The following is an 18,104-nucleotide window of genomic DNA, read 5'->3' as shown; positions in this document are numbered from 1 at the left end:
TTTTTTTGAATGAAAGCTTTACAACGTTTTCAGCTTGAGAGGAAACTGATTGGGAAATTGCTTGATAATCCCCTCTGTCAGTGTGTCAGCCAGTTTGATAATATGGTCTACCCCTTTATCAAACGCAAGAATATCTGCATCCCAATCCTTTTTCAACCTGGCTGCCACATCGTCTGAAACCAGTTTTAAGTGCATGTATAACAATTCCTTTAATTCGTTCTGGGGCCAGTTTGGATTGGCGTTGCTGAGAAACTGGGCAATATCATCAGCGTTTCGATACCATTCGGTATTGTATTTGTTTTGTTAAGTGCAGCCTGGTTTCCGCTTTTGGCTGCGTTCACGATTTTTCCTGCGATGACGATGTGCTCTTTTAGCAGTTCTGCCAGCTTGTTACCTGCTGCCTCGCCATAATACGGCTTTATTTCATTCCCGATATCTTCCTGATTTTTCAACAGCCTTGCCAGCACCTTATCTTGATCTTCCAGCCCTGCCACGGCGCTTACGATGTAATTTCTTGTCCATATCACATGGTCAGTCCAGAGTTTTCGCAAGTCACCTTTTAGCTGTACAGCCGATTGGCTCATACACTGTTTTTTTCCGCTGTTTCCTATTGCCTCTGCTTTTATGGGTGAAAAGATCAAAGCAAAGGACATGATCCATAGCGTCAACTTCAGGAACTTTGTTGTCATGAAGATCTTCTCCTTTTTTAGGGATTACCTTGAAAGGTCCCATTTTATTTTCGACTGTTAACCTGATTTCATTCGTAAAACAAAAAAGCCTTGATTCCAAGGCTATTGTACACAAATTTGATTTCTTCCATTCTGTTTTGCCTTATACAGTCCTACATCTGCAGCATGAAATAAATCGTTAAAATACATCACCGTACCATCTGAGTTATCGGCAACGCCCATACTGGTTTTGATGGAAACGGATTTTCCATCCTTTTTCATCTGCAGGTTTTCTACGGTCTCTTTTATTAATTCGGCTTTCTTCTTCCCTCTTTCAAGCGATGCGCCCTTTACAATCACAACAAATTCATCTCCGCCATAACGACCGATCAATTCATTTTCTCCCATTATTTTTGAGCAAGCTTCGCCTACCTGTTTGATTACTTCATCGCCAAAAAGATGCCCGTATTCATCATTAATCAATTTGAAATTATCGATATCAAATACGATACATACGATGCTTTCATTTCTTTCAGATGCTTGTTTTAACCAAACATTCGCAGTCGTCTCCAAATAATTCCGATTATATAAACCTGTTAAATAATCCGTATTTGCTTTCTTTTCAATAGCAGTTAAACTATGTTTTACGTCAAGCTTCAGAGCTGCTAATGCTATTTCTCGATTACTAATTTCATTAAGCAGTGATATATATTCTTTTTGAACCGTATATCCTAAATGGATATCATCCATTCGCTCACACAATTTGCATCTTTCTTCTTGAATGAACTTTAATAAATACACATCATGATAGCTTTCTACTAACTCCTTTGCATACGTTAAGGATTCAAATGCTTCCCTGTATAAATTTTGCTTGGAGTACCAGCTGCCTTGTAACATATAGAACTGAGATTTTTCTCTTATAAATGAATCGAAAACAGGATCATTCATCATTTCATCGATTAACGATCGTGAAGCACCAAAATCTCCAAGCCCAATGTACGCTTCAGCCATGTTTAATTTCACTCTGAGTTCTAAAATAGGACTTGCAGGTTGATGCAATTTCGCCATTGCAAGCCCCATTTTCGCCATTTCCAAGGCATCCGCGTAATTCTCCTCAACAATGTATACATGACTGTAATTGCTATATCCATTGCTGATAATATTGAACTTTTTTAATTTTTTCCCTAATTCAATGCTTTTTTCAAGTGTCTCTTTTGCCTTATCAAAATCTTTGTTGTACTCATAGAGTAAAAATAAAACATTGTACAAATGTAATTGATCTGTTTCATCTCCATATTTGCTGCAAACCTCATCGTAAGCACCAATACTGGCAAAGGCCTCTTCTATATCGCCAATACAGTAGTATGAGGCTGCATTATTCAGATGTGCAATTAAAATAGATTTATGATCATGTAATTCCATACCACACCTAAGAAGATGATAGCAAGCCTCGATGGTTTCCTTGTATTTCCCTTCAGCTCTAAGTAAAGTTACGTTTTGCTGTAATAACTGTAAATCTTCTTTTTTCATAATCCCGCTCCCTATTCCATTTAACCAATGCAGGAAAATATATCTATTGTCACACAAAATATTTTAGCTTTAAAACTGCTTTAGATAAAGCATTTTACTGGTGTTTGTAATACAGTTCTCAGATCCTTTGTTGCGAAATAGAATAAATAGTCTTAAAATAATCAATCATGTTAATATAGTTATAATCGGGTTCGGCATTATTATCAGACCATTTAGTCCAATAAAGAAAAAATGGCAATCGAAGCCTATCGCTTTGCTGTCATGAAGCTTAGGAATGAATTTGAGAAAGCTTTGCTAAACGCCCGTGACTCTGTTGAAGCTCTATGTGCAGTTTTGGAGGTCTTTCGAAACCTGGCAAATGGCAGCCCGATCAAAGGCGGATGCCCCACCATGAATGTTGCGATTGAATCCGACGATGCACATCCTGCACTTTGTTTGGAAGCGCGTGCTTCGATGGCTCAACTTTACTCAACTGTGAAAACCATTGTGATACATGGTATCGAACGAAAAGAGGATGATTGCGACCCCGAACACGGTGAAACACCTGTATTCCTATATTTCTTCATTAACCAGGAACGAAATGGATCGTAAATGAGGTATGTCATGTTATAAGAATGAAGATAAAGGAGTGAAGTGAACTCTATGAAGGTGACAACCATTGGCTTCTCAAAGAAATCCCTTAGGTCATTTGTATCGCTCCTCCAACAAAACAAGGTAACCCGTTTGATCGATACACGCTTACATAATACATCACAACTGGCTGGGTTCGCGAAGAAGGATGACCTGGAATTCGTAATGGAAATGCTCCAGATTCAATACATTCACGACCTTTCCTTAGCCCCAACGGAGAGCTTACTACAGGCAATCAAGCAGAAAGACATTTCATGGAAAGAATTTGAAACCATTTTTAAAGATTTGTTGCAAGAACGCAAAATCGAAACCAGAATCAACGAAATGATCGGTGACGGTATTCCATGTTTTTTATGTAGCGAGGAAAAACCGCATCAGTGTCATCGAAAATTGGTTACAGATTATTTAAGAGAATTTGATAATCGAATTGAAGTCATTCATTTATAGTAGGCGGGGGAGCGATTAGCGATCTCCTTCATCGTGATCGCTCAGTTGCCTCCGCTCCTTCATTGCAATTGAATACACTCAACATTCAAGCAGATTGTTCTCTGAGATGCAGTTTGAGATATTGATAAAGCTTTTGACTGGCCAATTGCAACGGATATGCCGATGCTTTGCACAGGATCCCGAAAGTCATGTCTATAAGGCTTCCGTGGATCTTCCGTATTGTTGTTCCCGTAGAAACGGGTTCCGCCATAATCTTCGGGACAAGTGCGATGCCTAACCCGCTCTCGACGAAAAATTTTAAGGCCGTCATACTCCCTATCTCCATCGTGTCAAGCGTCATGTTCCCCGTTTCCTGCATAACCACCTTCAGCTTCCTGCGATATGGACAGGTTGCTGATGTGATGAGCAGACGATATCCCCGAAAATCTTCCGGTGCAATAACCTCTTTCTGTGCCAGTGGATGGTGCTCAGGCATTAACACCACGAACTCTTCCTTGAATAATGGTTCAAAATAAAGATCGGTCCCCAAATCCGGTGCCGAGCAAAGCGAAAAATCAAGATCTCCTCTGAGGATTCGTTCGCTCAGCATCGGAGTGTTCGCGATTTCCACAGAAATACGGATATTCGGATACCTGGACATAAACCTCTTCAGAATATCGGGTAAACGATAGCTCGCCGTTGGCTCCGTAACCCCTATGCGAATATGCCCCGTTTCACCCAACTTTACATTCGACAAGTTCGTTTGTAATTGCTCCATATTCTTTACAATTTGCAAGCTTTGGTCGTGAAATAATCTGCCGGCTTCCGTCAACCGAATTTCTTTTCCACGCTCGAGCAGCTGAACGCCCAATTCGGATTCAAGCTTTTGGATTTGCATCGTGACTGTGGATTGAGCATAGTTCATTTCTTTGGCTGCACGGACAAAGCTGCCGTATTTCACGATCATTTGGAACGTTTTTAATGTCTTGAGATCCATGGTGCGCCCCCTTCTCTCGGGTTCAAAATATTTGAACGGAAGCTTCAATTGGTTCAATTATACAATTGCAAATAAATCATTTACAATGATATCCATCAAATCACGGCATGGGGAGTGAAATTATCGTGGAAATAAAAAACAAAGTGGTCCTTGTTACGGGCGGCGGTACGGGGATTGGCAGAGCGACAAGTCTCATGCTAGCCAAGCGGGGGGCAACCGTTATCGTGAATTATTCACGTTCTCAATCCGATGCGGAAGAAACCGTTCGATGGATCAATAATGAGGGTGGGCGGGCTGTAGCCGTGCTAGCCGATGTATCACAAGACAAGGAAGTCCGGATCATGATCGAAACCATCGTTCAGCAATTCGGGACAGTGGATCTGCTCGTCAATAATGCCAGCATCACCAGGCATATTCCGATGGACAATCTGGAGGCAGCAACCGGGGAAATATGGGACGAGTTGTTCGATGTGAATGTGAAAGGCATGTTTTACTGTGCGCGAGCTGTCGCCCCCTTCATGAAGAAGAATCAAAAAGGTGCGATCGTCAATCTTGGCAGCATAGCCGGACAAACTGGATTAGGCTCCTCCCTTCCCTACGCCGTGTCCAAAGCAGCCGTTCATGGCCTAACGAAATCGTTAGCGCGAGCCTTGGCTCCCGATATTCGGGTCAACTGCGTCGTGCCGGGAGCTGTCGCGACAAGGTGGTGGGCCGGAAGGGAAGAACAAATGAACCGGCTTGCCCCCAAGCTTCTATTACAGCGTATTTCGACAACCGAAGATATCGCATCAATGATCTGTGCAACCTTGGAACAGGAAGCGATGACTGGTCAGATTATCACGGTAGACAGCGGACAATCCTTGTAGGTAGGGCACTTATAGACACTAAAGTTCATTAACACGTACCCCGTAGAAATCAAAACTTGCGGTTACTTGTGATACGGTTCACCGTAACGGTTCTGACGGTCAATTTTTCATAAAAAAAAGTGGTCGAAGGATTCTCTAACCACTTTTCCATTTATAATACTTTATTCATTCGCTATGTCTTCGTTATTGGCTCCTTATTTATTCGCTATTCATTCCCTATTCATTCTCTATTTGCTCGTCATCTGTTCGCTATTGTAAGCTTTTTATTGCTGATCTGTATCAGCGTAACCAAGATCGCTCAAAGTGAGATCACTGAACTGTCTACCTAGCTTGTACGCTCGTATCCGTTCGGTTCCACTAGCTGGCTCGATAATACCTTTTTCCATCCATTCTTTAGCCCATTCTGTAACTGTTCTCGGTACAACTTTAAATTCCTCTGCAATTTCTTTAGGAGTGATATCTCCACTTTTTCCGAGCAAAAGTTTAATCACGATAAGCTCTCGGGGCTCTAACCTCTTTACCCTCGGATCAATTTGCTGTTTGTACTTACTCTCAGCAATTCGTGCTACTTTACGGAAAGCCCTCTCCATCGTCAAGACAAAGTACTCAAGCCAAGGTGCCAAGTCAGAAGGATTATTCCTGCCATTATAATAAAGGTCCGGCAGACCCATTTGTAATTTCGTATAATATCCCTGCAGGTCTGACACATAATACTCTTCCATCGAGTTAAACCCTTTCAGATCATAGCCATCGATGCTAAGAATATAGGTTGCAAGAGCCCGAGCCGTTCTTCCATTTCCATCATAAAATGGATGTATGGTCAACAGTTGATAGGCAGCAATACTCCAGGTCTCATAGGTCCTCTATATTCACTTTCTTCATTCCTTCTCCCGGAACCCCTTACTTCAATGATTGAATGCAGCCTCTTGATAAAGTTTTCGCTGATTTGGATCTTTAGTCTTTTGGATGCGCTTAAAAAGGAAAGAGCGTTCCAATAATTTCTTACCTCTTGTTCTGCTTTCAGACCTTGCCTATCTCGGTGTTTGATAATAGCTTGAGAAACCTCTTCCAAATCCAATGGGTTCCCTTCTATTCTTGAATCTTGTATTTTTCAATCGCCATCAAAGATTTTACAATGGTGTGGGTATACTGGAATCTTGGTTGATACAATAGTAGACCTCCTTTCTCATGTTACCCCTTATTGTGATTTATTTTATAACTGAATGAGCACGACTCATTAACAGCAATCTCAGGAGTTGACTCTAGACATATACCTAGCTTTTACTTGTTATAATTCATTCCAAAGCGCTAGGTATCCTGCATCCTTCTCTGGATATATGATGAGAAATAAATGACCTTTCCGTTGTAATGCTCCCCCCCCTTCCATCTAATTCTTTCCTAAGTGGATGTTTGATCGCGTGCAGTTGTCGATAAAAAGAATCGCTTCATCGATGTCAGGATATATTGAGAGGTGCTCCTCTTTTCTAAGCCTGTTTAATCGTTTATGTCTTGGTGTGGAAGTCTTTACCTTTTTTCTAGACATGAATAGCCATCCTCATTTCCTGTCCAACCACATTTGTATCTCTATTCACTTTCTTTATCTTTTTTCATGCTCTTTCTCCACTCAAAGGAACACCATAGATCTATGATATACTATAAGCGACTAATATGTAGCACGAGGGAAGTGACCATCTTGAAAATCGGTAGAAACGCTCCCTGCCCGTGCGGGAGTGGAAAAAAGTACAAAAAATGCTGTTTATCCCAAGACGAACTCAGAGGTTTTTCACCATCGGCGCCACAAGATGCTAAAGCCCTTCTTTTTTCATATATCGAACAGGAATTTGATTGGGATCATTATTTATATGAGTTGTTAGCTAGAAACATTGTCAAATCCATGTACCCCCAATATGAACCTACTATTATTGTCTCTGCCATTCGAATTTGGAATCTGTACGCAAACGCTGCTCAACCAATAGTAAGGAAAACTGGTGTCATGGAAGCTGCTATTGAATACTGTGTTGCCAAAATGATGGATCTTCCTGTGACGCAATCTGAATTATCGAGAAAATACGGTGTCTCAGTAGGAACGATCTCCAAACGTGCACAGGAAATCCTCGGTGAGGAATGGTTGTTTCATACCATTTTTCAAGAAAACAGCGGTCAGCAGACACATACCGATACAGCTCGTCTCTCTGCAGAAAGAGCTCTGTACGAGATGACAAGCCTAGTTAAGGGAAAAGAGTTCGAATCAATGGAACAACTCAATGAGTTTATAAACTCGCATCTATCTAACCACACTCGTATGACAAAAAACTCCTCCCTCGATCCCAAAGAGATGGCACAGATGATCCTGTATGATGCTTGGGAAGAGCCTTCTGTTCCAAAACGAATTCAACTGGCTAAACAAGCTCTTCAATTGTATCCAGATAGTCCGGACGCCTATAACATCCTCGCTGAATCAAGTGATGATCTGGAGGAATTATTACGGCTTTACAAACAAGGAAAAGAAGCCGGAGAACGCGATCTTGGCTTGAGATGTTTTCATGAAGATCGAGGTCATTTTTGGGGATTAATCCATACTCGACCGTATATGCGATCAAAGGAAGGCTATGCCAACTGCCTTTTGATGGCAGGACAAATTGAACAAGCTGAAAAAGAATTTGTAGAAATGCTCGATCTTAATCCTAACGATAACCAAGGAGTCCGCTACTCTTTGCTGTCTATCTACATTGAGTTGAACAAGTTTGAAAAAGCATCGCGACTATTAGAAACATATAATGAAGATAGTGCCTACATGAATTACAGTCGTGTGCTACTTGAGTATATGAAAATTGGCCTTTCTTCAAAATTGGATCACTTACTTGATAAGGCAATTCAGCAAAATCCTCACGTCATTGATTTTCTCTTAGGTCGAAAGAAATTGCCTAGCCAGGCGCCAGATTATTATGGTTATGGCGATACAAACGAGGCCATCATGTATGTAAATGCAAACTATCATATTTGGCAACGCGAGGGTAAATTACTTCAATGGTTAAAAGGCGCCACAAGTTGACCAAAACAAGGGCAGCCTCGAGAGCTGTCCTTGTTTTACATTTTATTGGTTTTTTATAACTTTGACCGTCCACATCATCACTTATGATACGGTTCCCCCCTGCTAATCCGAAACGCCCGATACACCTGCTCCAGCAAAATCAGCCGCACCAGCTGATGGGGAAAGGTCATCCTGGAAAAAGACAGCTGCGCATCGGCCCGCTTCAGCACCTCGGGTGACAACCCCAACGATCCGCCGATGACAAAAGCCACCTGGCTGCGGCCGTAGGTGGCGAGGCGGTCGAGTTCGGCTGAGAGTTTTTCCGAGGACCACATCTGGCCCTCGATGGCCAGGGCGATGACGTACTGGTCGGGTTTCAGCTGGGCGAGGATGCGCTCGCCTTCCTTGCGCTTTACCTGCTCCATCTCGGTGACACTCAGCTCTTCGGGCGCCTTCTCGTCGCTTACCTCCACCACCTGCAGCTTGCAGTAGGCGGAGAGCCGCTTGCTGTACTCCTCGATGCCGTCACGCAAATACTTTTCCTTCAGTTTTCCCACCGTGACAATCGTAATCTGCACCTTCCCTACATTCCTTTCGTCCGCAGCAGCGCAATGGCAGCCTCTGCACCGCAGACGCGGCATTTTTTATCCGGATCCTCTACATCTGCTGCCCGGTAGGTGTCCGGTGCCGCTTCAAATTCGTCCACGTACTCGTCAATCTCCTGGTCGACGTGCTCCATGCAGGCATAGCGAACCGGATGCTCCGGGTGCAGCTCCACTTCTTTTCCTTCGATGCGAATCGTTTTTTCCGCGTTCTCCATGATTCTCAATCTCCTTTTCCGTCCATATAGGGTCCGCCTTCTATTCTACCCAACATCGTGAAGAAAATAAAAGAGACGCTGCAGATGCAGCGCCCCTATTCAAAAGGAGAAACCTAAGGTAGTCCTTATTATTCCCCAACTGGCTCTCCCAATTTCACGGTTACGCTCTTTTTAAAGCCGTCACGATAGAAGGTGACCTCAACGGAATCGCCCGGCTTCTTGTTCAGCGTCAGGTACTTGCGCAGCTGCGCGCCGTTGGTGATTTCCTGTCCGTCCAGCTTGACGATGACGTCGTATTGACGCAGGCCGGCTTTGCCCGCAGGCGAGAACTTGGTGACTTCATTCATCACGACCACACCTGCTTTTACCTCATCCGGCAAGTTCAGCGTTTCCTTCCAGTGGTAGCGCGGTACGTTGGTCAGATCGTACGGCTGCACACCGATGTACGCACGTTTCAGCTTTCCATCCTGCATAAGTTCCGTGACAATTTTCTTCACGTCGTTGATCGGGATGGCAAAACCAAGACCCTCTACGCCTTCCTGGGCAATTTTCAAGGTGTTGATCCCGATCACCTGACCATGGATATTTACCAGGGCACCGCCGCTGTTCCCCGGGTTGATGGCTGCGTCGGTTTGGATGACGTCCAGTTCCCAATCGGTTTGGCCGTTCTCATCTACGTCAACCGGCATGGAACGATCCAACGCGCTGATAATCCCCTGTGTAACCGTACGGGAGAACTTCAAGCCGAGCGGGTTACCGATCGCAATCGCCGGCTCCCCTACTTTCAATGCATCAGAATCTCCCAGTTCTGCTACAGCCGTTACCTTGGAACCGTCAATTTCCAGTACCGCCATGTCCGTCAGCGCATCATAGCCCAGAACCTTTGCCTCCACTTTTTCGCCGCTTGGCAGAACGACTTGCACCTTCTGCGCATTTTCAATCACGTGAAAGTTGGTAATGATGTGCGCCTTGCCGTTTTTCTTCTCAAAGACGACCCCGGAGCCTTCTCCCCGCTCTACCGAAGAGGACTCCTGGTTAAACCAGTTGTTCACGCGTTGGATGTTGATGACACCTACCACCGCTTTGTCCGCTTTCTCGACTGCACGAACGGTTGCGGTATCGACGTTAACCGAAATCGGTTGAGCAAAAATATTGCTGCTTGGGTTGGTCATCGCATTGGCTGTGCTCGGTTGTACCATCGATATATATCCGGACTTGGAGAGAGTCGGCAGCATCAGGAGAACCACCATTCCCCCAATAACCGCTGACGTTACCGACGTCATAATGAGTCGGCCCAAGCCTGGTTCCCGATTTTTTTTTCGTTCTACTTGGCCCAAATCGTCATAATACCCCATCGTACACGCTCTCCTTTCTCTCTTTCCTAGGTTTAACAGGATTCCCTTATACCTATACCCGATGATTACATCTATAGTATACGATTCGGATTCGGCAAAGTATCGTGAGAAATATGGAAAGGTTGTGGAATGCAGGAAATGATGCCGGCATAAATCTCTCTGTCGACGGATATGCTAGAGTAAAAGCTTTCCTTTACGAGAAAGGGTTGATAGAAATGAAACCTCGTACCTCCCCGATGCAGGAAGTAAACCTGATTGCCAAACTGGCAGACCTGCAGGAAACCGATTACCACAATACATTGGTGCTCCACGCGGTTGTCGAGCTGCTGATTGAAAAAGGTCTGCTCTCACGCGACGAACTGATCAACAAAGTACAGGAGTTGGATAAAAACTTCCCCTACAGCTCCTCCAGTTTCGTCGGACGGTCCGGATAGGTCTCCCGCAGATGGACGTCGTCTCCTACTTTTAATCCCTTTTCTTCGAGGATGTTTTTCACGGTCAGTCTGGCCAATTCCATCATGTTGTTCTCCTTGCTGAGATGAGCGAGAAAGACACGTTCCGCTTGTCCCTGCAAAAAGTCACTCAGCGCCTCGCCAGCCGCTTCGTTGGACAGATGGCCGACATCGCTCAGGATTCGCCGCTTCACGCTCCACGGATATTGCGACATGCGCAGCATTTCCACGTCGTGGTTGGCTTCAAAAATGTACGCGTCTGCCCCGCGAATCGTCTCTACGATGCGGCTGCTTACATAGCCCAGATCTGTCGCGACGCTCAGTTTTTTCTTGTCGTGATAAAAGCAAAAGCCCATCGGTTCGGCAGCATCATGGGAGATGCCGAACGACTCGATGCCGAGGTCTTCCAGCTCCTTTTTCTCCCCGATTTCAAACAATCGCTTCTGCTCTTCACGAAGCGTGCCGATTTGTCCCTCCAGTTCCGCCCACGTTTTTTCGTTGGCGTAGATGGGCAGGTTGTAGCGGCGCGCCATGACGCCGATTCCCTTGATGTGATCGACGTGTTCGTGAGTCACGAGAATCGCGGTCAAGTCCGCCGGTTTTACACCGATCTCCTGCAGCGCCGCTTCTGCCTGTTTGCCCGTGATACCCACGTCAATTAATACGGAAGCCCGGTCTGTGCCTACATAAATGGCGTTTCCGGTACTCCCGCTCGCCAGCACACTAAATCTCAATGGTTACCCCTTCTTCCTACTGCTCCTCTAAGAAAACCCACCCGGCACGAGCTAACGCTTCGCCGGGCGGGGCCCCGAACCCTTTCCGAGGGGCTGTATTGTTATTTCTCCGGTACCATCGGTCGCTCCACCGCACCGGTAAACGCATTGACAAAATGCTGCTTTCCTTCGTGGATGACCCGCCACACCGGAGCCAACACCTGAATGTCAGCGTCATAGTGATAGCCGTAGTAGCCTAACGCCACATTCTCTATTTTTTCTCCCGGATGGAGGATCTGCTTTTCCACCAGGGAACGTAGCGCCGAATAGGCGGAAATGACCTGCCGGCCTGATCCCTGGCCGCGGATGTGAAAGTACGTCTGCCGGTATTGGCGCACAACCCCGTTCTCGATCGTGACCTCCAGCGGCGCAACAAATAGCGGCAGTTTGTCATGCAGCTGCAAATATCTCACATGGTTGCGGCTGGAAAAGTACAGGTCCGGGACGTACTGTTCGCTGTATAGCAAACGCGGTTTCAACTGCCTCAGGATCTCCACCGGGTTGGTCTGTTCGCGAACCGGCATCGGCGGCTCCAATCTGGCCACAAGTGCTGTATTCTCCACTGTTACCTTGATGCCCGGCACGTTCTGCACGGCAAGGGCGTTTAACCCCAAATACTCGACATTCAGATATTTCATTTCCGGCGTCTCTTGCGGAACGTCCGCCTGCAGCTTGATATTTTGCTGTTTCAGGTACAGCTCAATGTCCCACTTGTCCCCCTGTACCGCTTCGGTATTTTGCCAGTGTTCCATTCGTGAGGCGTATACCTGGTAGCCGAGAAAAGCGTCCAGCAGGAGAAAGGCCCAAATGAGAACGGTTTTGGCTCTACTCCAATCCATTTGGCTTTCCTCCTTCCTGAGGTAATCGCGCGTTGACGTACAGCTTCGTCCGATCGGACAGCTCCACAACCCAGACAGGGATCAGTTCCACATAGCCCTGGTGTACCTTGGTCTGATAGGCAAGATAGGCGTCAATGATCCGGCTGGTATCCGCCAATTGGTTGTTGCGGATGGTCTGAAACAATTCAGGGCCGGACATGACCACCCATTCCTTGTGGTCGATAAACTTGTCCAAATCAAGCAGGGAACGAGTCATCGTCACAACCTGTCCCGCTTCTGATATCATGGTAATCGTATCAATTTGATAGCCGTCCGTACTGACCAGCGGATACGCCCCGATGTATTGACGGAAGGTAATCAAGTCCTTGTCATTATAGCTCTTCCTGATTGTCTCGAAGTGATAGTCATCCGTCCAGCCCAAATGTTTGTTAATAAAGGAGACTGCTCCCTTTAGCTTCTCCTCTTCAGAGATGTCCATGTTTCCCTGGTGAAAGGCAGGATCGGTATATGTGATGACCTGATGATCCGGGCGCTTTTGAATGGAGCGGCTGCCGTCGGTAAAAATCGTTGTATTGTCGCGTTCAACGATCTGCCTTACCAACGTACGATCGAGGAAATAGGCCTCAATCAACTCCTCATCCGTAATCGGCAGGTAATTGTAAAGAAATTGCTGCATTTTCAGCCGGTCTTTTGGCAGGTAATACACGTGCCAAAACGGGTTATCCTGACCGACGGTGGGATGCGTTTGCCGATTTTTTACCACTTTCAGAATCTGCTCGGGCAACAGATTTGCCGCTCGCAGGTAAGACTCCCGAAGGTCCTTGGGACTGATAGCGGTCCGCGCCCTCATCACTAGCTCATCCTCAGTTGAGATAAACAGCGCGTACACGAGGTCTTCTTTTTCCTCGTAGTAGAGCCACAAGCGATCTATCCCTTTTAGCTGTTCATACTTTTCATCGCGGAAGGTAAACAGCTGGTTCAGGATCGACATGGGAACGGTCGAGCGAAACTGGATTTCCAATCCAAGATTGTCCCGCGTCAGCTCCTCCCACTTCTCTTCTGACAAAGGGTAGTAATAGAACTCAAAAAAAATCCACTTCGCCATCTCTTCCTTGATCAATCGGTAGTGGGCATCGGTCGAAAACGCTCGCGTATGCCGCTCTTCGCCGTAATGGAAGATCACAGATTCGGGAGTGACGAGCTCTTCCAGCTGCTTGGTCTGCACCGGCTTCGACTTTACATATTTGGCCGGTTCAATCGGCTGGAACGGGGGCTGGTTGTTCCAGAGCATGGCGGTCAGGAAAAAACTCGTCAGAACAAGCAGATACAACAGTACGGTTTTGACCCGTTCCTTCCACCGCCTCATCCGGATTTCCCTCCTTTGGCGAGAGGCACCCAGAAGGTAACCGTCGTCCCCGCGTTCCACTCACTGGCAATCTCAATGTCAGCGCCATGCGCCTGAACCAGCTCACGGGCAATGGCCAGACCCAAACCGGTTCCGCCCTGTCCGCGTGAACGCGCCTTGTCGACCCGGTAAAAGCGCTCAAATATTCGCTTCAAATCACGGCTGGGGATACCGATTCCCGTGTCGCTGATCGTGATGTACACCCGCTGTTGATGCAGATTGGCTGCCGCCTGCATGGTGACGGATCCCCCCTGGGGTGTATATTTGATTGCATTGGATAGCAAATTGTCCAACACCTGATTAATGGCGTCCGGATCAATGTGGACGGAGGGCAGCTGTTCGGTGACAGCCAGGCTTAACTGCACGCCCTGCTGCTCGCTGAACATGGAGAAGCGATCGGCAGCATAACGGAGCAGTTGATTGATGTTAACGTCCTTGCAGTTCAGGCGGATGCCCTGGGAATCAAAACGAGAGAGCTTCAGCAGGTCGTTCACCAACCGAATCATCCGCTCAGTCTCCGACATGGTGACCCGCAAAAATCGGTTGGAGATGTCCGGGTCGTTCACGGCCCCATCAAGCAAGGCCTCCACATAGCTCTTGATTGTCGTCAACGGCGTACGCAGTTCATGTGAGACATTCGCGACGAATTCACGACGCTGCTGCTCCAGGCGCTCCTGCTCCGTTACGTCCTGGAGCACGGCGATGATGCCCCCTTTTTTTCCGCTGTCCTGTTGCAGCGGTGTGAACGTAACACGCAGCATTACCTCTTCCCGGTTGGCCAGCATCATCTCGATGATCAACGGTTCCGTCTGAGCAAACAGTGGCATTTCGTCTTCGGGCGGCAGCCGCAGCAGGTCATAGAGGGTTTTGCCCTCGGAGATCACGTCCATCATTTTCACCTGGAGCATCTCTTCTGCCGACCGGTTCAGCAAGATGATTTGGCCGTCCCGTTTCGCAGCAATCACGCCATCCGACATGTTGCTCAGGATTCCGGCCAGCTTTTCCCGTTCTTCCTCCTGCTGCAAAATGGCTTCCTGCAGTCTCCGGGTCATATGGTTAAATGCCATGCCTAGCTGGCCGATCTCATCTCCGCTGTACACACTTACAATACGGTTAAAATCCCCGTCCGCCACCGCTCTTGCCTGCCGGGTCATCTCTTTAACCGGCGTCGTAATCGTCCGCGCCAAAACGACACCGAGTCCGGCTGTTATCAACAGGGCTATCATCGTGCCTGTCGCCAAAATGCCGGTAATCTTGCGAATCGTCGTGAACATGTTTTCCATCGAGGCAACCATGTACACGGCACCGAAAACGATGTTGTCTCCCTTCACCGGGACGACCAGCACCTTGACTCGTTCGCCCGTTCGCGGGTCGATCCGCAGCGATTCGCTGCGCGTCCCCAAGAGCGCGATGGTCACCTCTTTTTGCGAGGTGCGCTGGCCGATGATGCTTCTGTCGTTCTCCGTGGTGCTGATCACATTGCCGTTTTGGTCGATTACCTGCACGGTAGCGCCGTTCGGTTTCACCAGATTGGTAATCAGGTTGTCGATGCTGGTCCGCACATCGTCGGAGCTTTGCTCCTTGTCATTGCGAGGCTGCAGATACCGCTCCAGCAGTGTGGCCAATAGGGAAGCCTGTGTATTCAGCGACTCTGAAAAGTTGGTGGAATAGTAACGCTCTACCTCTCTGGCAAAATACGCGCCGATAAACTGCATGGCCAGGAGAATGAGCAGCATGTAAATAACAACCAGCTTCCACTGAACTGTTTTAAACAGCCGGGTCCGCAGCATTACGGATTTCCTCCGAGGGCAGGGTTTCGCAAGGTGTATCCCAAGCCGCGCCGTGTGATGATATATTTCGGCTGACTGGGATCATCCTCGATTTTTTCACGCAGGCGGCGAATGGTAACATCTACAGTACGCACGTCACCGAAGTAGTCAAAGCCCCATACGGCCTGCAGCAGATGCTCCCTCGTCAACACCTGTCCCTGATGACGGGCCAGATAGACGAGCAGTTCAAATTCGCGATGAGTCAAATCCAAATACTCTCCAGCCTTGGACACAGTGTAGGAATTCAGATCGATTTCCAGCTCGTGAACCCTCAGCTGATTGGAATCCTGCTCTTCCAATTTCGGTTTTTGCCGGCGCAGGTGCGCCTTGACGCGGGCGATCAGCTCTCTTGCACTAAACGGCTTGGTCACGTAATCATCCGCTCCCAGTTCCAATCCCAGTACCTTATCCAGCTCGGAATCCTTTGCGGTCAACATAATAATCGGAACGTCGCAGCTTTGCCGTACGACCCGGCACACGTCCATTCCGTCCCGTCCGGGCAGCATAACGTCCAATAAAATCAGATCAGGTTTCTCGCTTTGCACAAGCAGCAAAGCCTCTTCACCGTCGTAAGCGCACACGACCTGATACCCTTCCTTTTCAAACGTAAATTTTAATATATCGGCAATCGGTCTCTCGTCGTCTACGACCAGGAGTTTTGCCATTACGCTCACCCCTTCTTTCGTGTAATGGATTCCACTTGCAGCACCGCATTTCCTCCACGCAGGAGACTGTAATATCTGTTAGTACAGGAAAAGGCCACCCTTCCGAAAGAAGGGAAGCCTTTTTTACGCAAAAAACTTAACGCAGGAAACGAAGCGGGTTTTGAACTCGTCCATTCTGATGAACTTCAAAATGCAGGTGGACCCCTGTAGAGTCACCAGTGGATCCCATGATGCCGATCGTTTTCCCTTTGCTGACGACATCGCCCACGCTCACACTGATGGAACGCAAATGGCCGTAAAGAGTTCGAATGCCGTTGCCGTGGTCGATGACAACTGCTTTTCCGTAATCTCCGTCCCATCCGGCAGAAACGACTCGACCGTTGTCCACTGCACGAATCGGACCCGATCCGGCAATGTCAATTCCCTTGTGCAGTTTTCCCCAGCGCATGCCGAAGCCGCTGCTGATATAACCTCTCGCCGGCCAGGAGAAACGGCCTGTCCCGCGTGAAGGAATCACTTTGGTGCCTCGCTCCACGATCTTCGTGATCGGCTGCATCACGATCTTTTGGCTTAATACCTTTCGTTCAACAACCTGTCCATTTTCTTTAATCACCTGATAACGGACAATCTTGCTGCCTTCGCGCCCATCCTGAACGATTTTACTTTCACCTTTCGGCAGTTGTTCGTTGTTGCGCACTTGTGTTGAATAGGGGATCGTCTCTTCCTGTGTAGCCTCTTCCACCACTTGCACGGTTACCAACGGTCGAACGGCCGTAACATTAATCTGCTGTCCCAGCTGCAACACGGTATCTTCTGTTATGCCCGGATTGTTGGCGTAGATGTCTTTTGACGTAATGCCGTATTTTTGAGCGATACATCCGACGCAGTCGCCTTCTACAACCGTGTGAACGACCTGTTTAAACGTACCTTTGGAGAGCAGTTCCTCAAGCTTGTCCACCGGCAGTACCTGGGCAGCCGTAACAGTGCCTGTCTCCAGCTTGATGTCTTCTTTGAATTTTACCTGTTTTACGGGCGACGCGCTCGCTGTGGAGGCTGCCGCCATGGACGACTTCTTCATGGCATCTGCCGGAACACCTGCGTACTTCTGCTTTACACGCGCCAACACTTCTTCGGCTGTTTCCTGGTCAGCGGCATATCCCACGACCTCGCCGTTCACCACCAGTTTCACCGCTTCCACCTTGATGTTGGCGATGTCTCCAAGAGCCTTGATGGCGGCCATGTTGTCGTACCTGCCCTTATATACCTTCTCTTCGGTAAAGGAGATATAATCAGACAGCGTGAGCGTCAATCCGTTCTTCGCTTTTTCTTCTTCCAGCTTTGCCTTGGTCCAGTTGTGAATCACATCAGGGCTGCTGACAACCCCGATTTCTTTTCCGTTCACCATGACGTGATAAACGGTTACGATGTTGCTTGTATAGTAATACTGGGCTCCCGCCCCAACTGACGCTGTCAAAAGCAATCCCGCCGCGATGGATAAGGTTTGCTTCTTATGGTTTTGAAAGTATGTAGCTGCATACTCTGCCACTCGCTTTACTCGCTGGTCGGCGTTGCGAACGAGATGTTCCGTTCGCTTGCGCAACCAGTCCTTCCACTCGGCCCATTGCATCTCTAGTCCCTCCTGAAAAAAAGTACCAACATTCCTATTTTTTCAGTACTTCTAGAATATTTCAAAAATATTGAGTAGTGCGAATAGCCCTCTGTACCTATTTCCAATTATCTGCCAAATTGCCTAAAGAAACCAACTATGTCGACTTTACCACATAATAAGCGACAACATCAAGTGTAAAATCCTGTCGA

Annotated in this window: 18 protein-coding genes and 1 pseudogene; 5 read left to right on the top strand and 14 right to left on the bottom strand. The window is 47.4% G+C overall.

Translation table 11 applies throughout. The annotated features are described in order from the left end of the window. Window positions 1–18: 18 nt before the first annotated feature. Window positions 19–689, bottom strand: a pseudogene (locus ACE99V_RS07890) (glycosyltransferase). Window positions 690–791: 102 nt separating this feature from the next. After that, window positions 792–2,198, bottom strand: a complete 1,407-nt coding sequence (locus ACE99V_RS07885) for a tetratricopeptide repeat-containing diguanylate cyclase (RefSeq protein WP_400490521.1) — start codon at window positions 2,196–2,198, stop codon at window positions 792–794. A 231-nt stretch (window positions 2,199–2,429) separates the two neighbouring features. Between ACE99V_RS07885 and ACE99V_RS07880 the strand changes: the two genes are divergently transcribed. Together ACE99V_RS07880 and ACE99V_RS07875 are read left to right on the top strand one after the other, a co-directional pair. Next, window positions 2,430–2,789, top strand: coding sequence for a TetR family transcriptional regulator C-terminal domain-containing protein (locus ACE99V_RS07880; RefSeq protein WP_400490520.1), 360 nt, complete (start codon window positions 2,430–2,432; stop codon window positions 2,787–2,789). 51 nt (window positions 2,790–2,840) lie between these two features. Then, window positions 2,841–3,275, top strand: a complete 435-nt coding sequence (locus tag ACE99V_RS07875) for a DUF488 domain-containing protein (RefSeq protein ID WP_400490519.1) — start codon at window positions 2,841–2,843, stop codon at window positions 3,273–3,275. Between the two features lie 85 nt (window positions 3,276–3,360). Here ACE99V_RS07875 and ACE99V_RS07870 read toward each other — a convergent pair whose 3' ends face one another. After that, window positions 3,361–4,251, bottom strand: coding sequence for a LysR family transcriptional regulator (locus tag ACE99V_RS07870; RefSeq protein WP_400490518.1), 891 nt, complete (start codon window positions 4,249–4,251; stop codon window positions 3,361–3,363). A 125-nt stretch (window positions 4,252–4,376) separates the two neighbouring features. Between ACE99V_RS07870 and ACE99V_RS07865 the strand changes: the two genes are divergently transcribed. After that, complete coding sequence (locus tag ACE99V_RS07865; protein ID WP_400490517.1) at window positions 4,377–5,117, top strand: SDR family NAD(P)-dependent oxidoreductase; 741 nt, start codon at window positions 4,377–4,379, stop codon at window positions 5,115–5,117. 263 nt (window positions 5,118–5,380) lie between these two features. On the opposite strand, the gene ACE99V_RS07860 is transcribed toward ACE99V_RS07865, so the two are convergent. Together ACE99V_RS07860 and ACE99V_RS07855 are read right to left on the bottom strand one after the other, a co-directional pair. Next, complete coding sequence (locus ACE99V_RS07860; protein ID WP_400490565.1) at window positions 5,381–5,839, bottom strand: Fic family protein; 459 nt, start codon at window positions 5,837–5,839, stop codon at window positions 5,381–5,383. 98 nt (window positions 5,840–5,937) lie between these two features. Then, window positions 5,938–6,195 (bottom strand): Fic family protein, encoded by a 258-nt coding sequence (locus ACE99V_RS07855; RefSeq protein WP_400490516.1) that lies wholly within the window; start codon window positions 6,193–6,195, stop codon window positions 5,938–5,940. Window positions 6,196–6,810: 615 nt separating this feature from the next. Between ACE99V_RS07855 and ACE99V_RS07850 the strand changes: the two genes are divergently transcribed. After that, a complete protein-coding gene (locus tag ACE99V_RS07850; RefSeq protein WP_400490515.1) occupies window positions 6,811–8,169 on the top strand; it encodes a tetratricopeptide repeat protein in 1,359 nt (452 codons plus the stop codon). 77 nt (window positions 8,170–8,246) lie between these two features. Here ACE99V_RS07850 and rlmH read toward each other — a convergent pair whose 3' ends face one another. The 3 genes from rlmH to ACE99V_RS07835 all read right to left on the bottom strand — a co-directional run bounded on the left by rlmH (window position 8,247) and on the right by ACE99V_RS07835 (window position 10,323). After that, complete coding sequence (rlmH, locus tag ACE99V_RS07845; RefSeq protein WP_400490514.1) at window positions 8,247–8,726, bottom strand: 23S rRNA (pseudouridine(1915)-N(3))-methyltransferase RlmH; 480 nt, start codon at window positions 8,724–8,726, stop codon at window positions 8,247–8,249. Between the two features lie 5 nt (window positions 8,727–8,731). Continuing rightward, the gene (locus ACE99V_RS07840) at window positions 8,732–8,968 is read right to left on the bottom strand and encodes a CxxH/CxxC protein (protein ID WP_400490513.1); all 237 of its coding nucleotides are present in this window, start codon (window positions 8,966–8,968) and stop codon (window positions 8,732–8,734) included. 128 nt (window positions 8,969–9,096) lie between these two features. Then, window positions 9,097–10,323 carry a S1C family serine protease gene (locus tag ACE99V_RS07835; protein ID WP_400490512.1) on the bottom strand — a complete coding sequence of 409 codons (1,227 nt, stop codon included), beginning with the start codon at window positions 10,321–10,323 and terminating at the stop codon, window positions 9,097–9,099. A 215-nt stretch (window positions 10,324–10,538) separates the two neighbouring features. On the opposite strand from ACE99V_RS07835, the gene ACE99V_RS07830 reads away from it, so the two are divergent. After that, window positions 10,539–10,757 carry a hypothetical protein gene (locus ACE99V_RS07830; protein ID WP_400490511.1) on the top strand — a complete coding sequence of 73 codons (219 nt, stop codon included), beginning with the start codon at window positions 10,539–10,541 and terminating at the stop codon, window positions 10,755–10,757. Here the strand turns inward: ACE99V_RS07830 and ACE99V_RS07825 are convergent. The 6 genes from ACE99V_RS07825 to ACE99V_RS07800 form a co-directional block, all read right to left on the bottom strand. Next, complete coding sequence (locus ACE99V_RS07825; RefSeq protein ID WP_400490510.1) at window positions 10,721–11,509, bottom strand: MBL fold metallo-hydrolase; 789 nt, start codon at window positions 11,507–11,509, stop codon at window positions 10,721–10,723. The genes ACE99V_RS07830 and ACE99V_RS07825 overlap by 37 nt on opposite strands. A 101-nt stretch (window positions 11,510–11,610) precedes the next feature. Next, the gene (locus ACE99V_RS07820; RefSeq protein WP_400490509.1) at window positions 11,611–12,387 is read right to left on the bottom strand and encodes a two-component system regulatory protein YycI; all 777 of its coding nucleotides are present in this window, start codon (window positions 12,385–12,387) and stop codon (window positions 11,611–11,613) included. Beyond that, a complete protein-coding gene (locus ACE99V_RS07815) occupies window positions 12,374–13,753 on the bottom strand; it encodes a YycH family regulatory protein (protein WP_400490508.1) in 1,380 nt (459 codons plus the stop codon). The genes ACE99V_RS07820 and ACE99V_RS07815 overlap by 14 nt, the downstream gene beginning before the upstream one ends. Beyond that, on the bottom strand, window positions 13,750–15,582 hold the full coding sequence (gene walK, locus ACE99V_RS07810) for a cell wall metabolism sensor histidine kinase WalK (RefSeq protein WP_400490507.1): 1,833 nt from the start codon (window positions 15,580–15,582) through the stop codon (window positions 13,750–13,752). The genes ACE99V_RS07815 and walK overlap by 4 nt, the downstream gene beginning before the upstream one ends. After that, the gene (gene yycF / locus ACE99V_RS07805; protein ID WP_400490506.1) at window positions 15,582–16,286 is read right to left on the bottom strand and encodes a response regulator YycF; all 705 of its coding nucleotides are present in this window, start codon (window positions 16,284–16,286) and stop codon (window positions 15,582–15,584) included. The genes walK and yycF overlap by 1 nt, the downstream gene beginning before the upstream one ends. A gap of 136 nt (window positions 16,287–16,422) precedes the next feature. Next, window positions 16,423–17,913 (bottom strand): LysM peptidoglycan-binding domain-containing M23 family metallopeptidase, encoded by a 1,491-nt coding sequence (locus tag ACE99V_RS07800; RefSeq protein ID WP_400490505.1) that lies wholly within the window; start codon window positions 17,911–17,913, stop codon window positions 16,423–16,425. Window positions 17,914–18,104: the final 191 nt, after the last annotated feature.

This window comes from Brevibacillus soli, assembly GCF_044759095.2.
Taxonomy (GTDB): Bacteria; Bacillota; Bacilli; order Brevibacillales; family Brevibacillaceae; genus JBIYSM02.
The sequence above is the reverse complement of the archived record's forward strand: the minus strand, read 5'-3'. Positions and strand labels throughout refer to the sequence as shown.

Bases quoted from the DNA above. Each gene is read 5' to 3' on its own strand.
- ACE99V_RS07885 (WP_400490521.1), bottom strand. From the start codon at position 2,198: ATGAAAAAAGAAGATTTACAGTTATTACAGCAAAACGTAACTTTACTT.
- ACE99V_RS07880 (WP_400490520.1), top strand. From the start codon at position 2,430: ATGGCAATCGAAGCCTATCGCTTTGCTGTCATGAAGCTTAGGAATGAA.
- ACE99V_RS07875 (WP_400490519.1), top strand. From the start codon at position 2,841: ATGAAGGTGACAACCATTGGCTTCTCAAAGAAATCCCTTAGGTCATTT.
- ACE99V_RS07870 (WP_400490518.1), bottom strand. From the start codon at position 4,251: ATGGATCTCAAGACATTAAAAACGTTCCAAATGATCGTGAAATACGGC.
- ACE99V_RS07860 (WP_400490565.1), bottom strand. From the start codon at position 5,839: ATGGAAGAGTATTATGTGTCAGACCTGCAGGGATATTATACGAAATTA.
- ACE99V_RS07840 (WP_400490513.1), bottom strand. From the start codon at position 8,968: ATGGAGAACGCGGAAAAAACGATTCGCATCGAAGGAAAAGAAGTGGAG.
- ACE99V_RS07835 (WP_400490512.1), bottom strand. From the start codon at position 10,323: ATGGGGTATTATGACGATTTGGGCCAAGTAGAACGAAAAAAAAATCGG.
- ACE99V_RS07830 (WP_400490511.1), top strand. From the start codon at position 10,539: ATGAAACCTCGTACCTCCCCGATGCAGGAAGTAAACCTGATTGCCAAA.
- ACE99V_RS07820 (WP_400490509.1), bottom strand. From the start codon at position 12,387: ATGGATTGGAGTAGAGCCAAAACCGTTCTCATTTGGGCCTTTCTCCTG.
- ACE99V_RS07815 (WP_400490508.1), bottom strand. From the start codon at position 13,753: ATGAGGCGGTGGAAGGAACGGGTCAAAACCGTACTGTTGTATCTGCTT.
- walK (WP_400490507.1), bottom strand. From the start codon at position 15,582: ATGCTGCGGACCCGGCTGTTTAAAACAGTTCAGTGGAAGCTGGTTGTT.
- yycF (WP_400490506.1), bottom strand. From the start codon at position 16,286: ATGGCAAAACTCCTGGTCGTAGACGACGAGAGACCGATTGCCGATATA.
- ACE99V_RS07800 (WP_400490505.1), bottom strand. From the start codon at position 17,913: ATGCAATGGGCCGAGTGGAAGGACTGGTTGCGCAAGCGAACGGAACAT.